Source organism: Sulfurimonas sp. (assembly GCF_028694895.1).
In the GTDB taxonomy this organism is placed as follows: domain Bacteria; phylum Campylobacterota; class Campylobacteria; order Campylobacterales; family Sulfurimonadaceae; genus Sulfurimonas.
This window is the reverse complement of the sequence record NZ_JAQVKA010000108.1, coordinates 1-1293: the sequence shown is the minus strand read 5'-3', so window position 1 is coordinate 1293 and position 1293 is coordinate 1. Positions and strand designations below refer to the sequence as shown.

Annotated in this window: 1 protein-coding gene and 1 pseudogene; both read right to left on the bottom strand. The window is 35.8% G+C overall.

What is annotated here, in order from left to right:
- Nucleotides 1–140: 140 nt before the first annotated feature.
- Nucleotides 141–977: a D-hexose-6-phosphate mutarotase gene (locus PHI38_RS09170; RefSeq protein ID WP_299855391.1), complete on the bottom strand. Its 837-nt coding sequence runs from the start codon at nt 975–977 to the stop codon at nt 141–143.
- Nucleotides 964–1293, bottom strand: a pseudogene (locus tag PHI38_RS09165) (glucose/galactose MFS transporter); the annotation flags it as partial. The pseudogene PHI38_RS09165 and the gene PHI38_RS09170, both read right to left, overlap by 14 nt.

Below are 1293 nucleotides of genomic sequence, written 5' to 3'. Positions count from 1 at the left end.
CCTAGCATTGCCATATATTTTAAAAAGACTCTTCTTGATGAAATGTTCATAACACTATCCTTCATAAAGTAATTTAAACTCAAAAAAATCATATTCTTATTGCTCTTAAGCCATAATAAATTATTATATTTAAGTAGTTGTTAAAAGATTTGTGCAATCAATGTATGAGATTTTTTTGGCTCTATTACTCTTGAATCATCAAAGGCATTTGCTGATTCTATGCAGACAAAATGCTCATATGCGCCCTCTTTCATGGCACTCATCCTTGAAGTTTTTTCTATCCATGGATTCCAGATAACAGCTGAAGATGAGTTTGTATTTTTTATCTTTATCTCTCTATTTTTATCCACTAACACTATGTTAGTATCAACTTCTTGATAAACTCTATCAACCTCTGAGTCAAAACTGATATCGCCATCTTGCATCTCTTTTTGCCATGTTAGCGCATCAAGATATGGCTTTTTACCTAGCCCTTTTATAACTACCTCAGATATATGCGAAACATTAAAGTATGTATGGAGTGCTTGAGAAATTTTAAAAGCTTTCTTATCAAGATTTGTACTCTTTAGCTCCATCTTTAGCTCTTTTGAGATTGTGATTTTTAACTCTAGCTCAAATTTATAGGCCCAGATTTTTAGTGTTTGCTCGTTGTGAACTAATCTAAAAAGAAGCGTAGTTTCGCCCTTACTAACCTCATCACTACTTACAAATTCCCACATGGAAGTTCTTGCAAAACCATGCTGAGGCAAGTTTTTGTCCTCATTAAACCCAAACCATGGCCAGCAGATTGGTACACCGCCTCTTATCGCCTTATCTTTTTCAAAATCACTAATTTCACTAAGCCATAAAATATCTTCTTCACCTACTCTTTTATACTCAAAGAGATGTGCACCTTGAAGCGCTATTTTCGCCTTTGCAGAGCTATTCTCTATCTCTATATAAACAAAGTCATTTGGGAATTTTTTATGCGTTATCACTGCTTTTCCAAGATGAGATTTTATGCCCGATTAGAGCATAATAAAGTATAAACCCATAAGAAATTAGGCCGATAAGATATGCTGTTTGCATATCTGAACTTACTTGGGCAATTTTGCCAAAGATAAGCGGAAGAAGCGCTCCTCCAGCTATTGACATAATAAGAAGCGCGCTTCCTTTTGCAGTATGTCTGCCAAGTCCATTAAGTGCCAAAGGCCATATAGTAGGCCAAACAAGAGCATTTGCCAAGCCTAAGAGTGCAACAAACGTTATAGTGTCTGGAAGCTCTCTTATGCCGCTCCAACCCCATAAAATCTC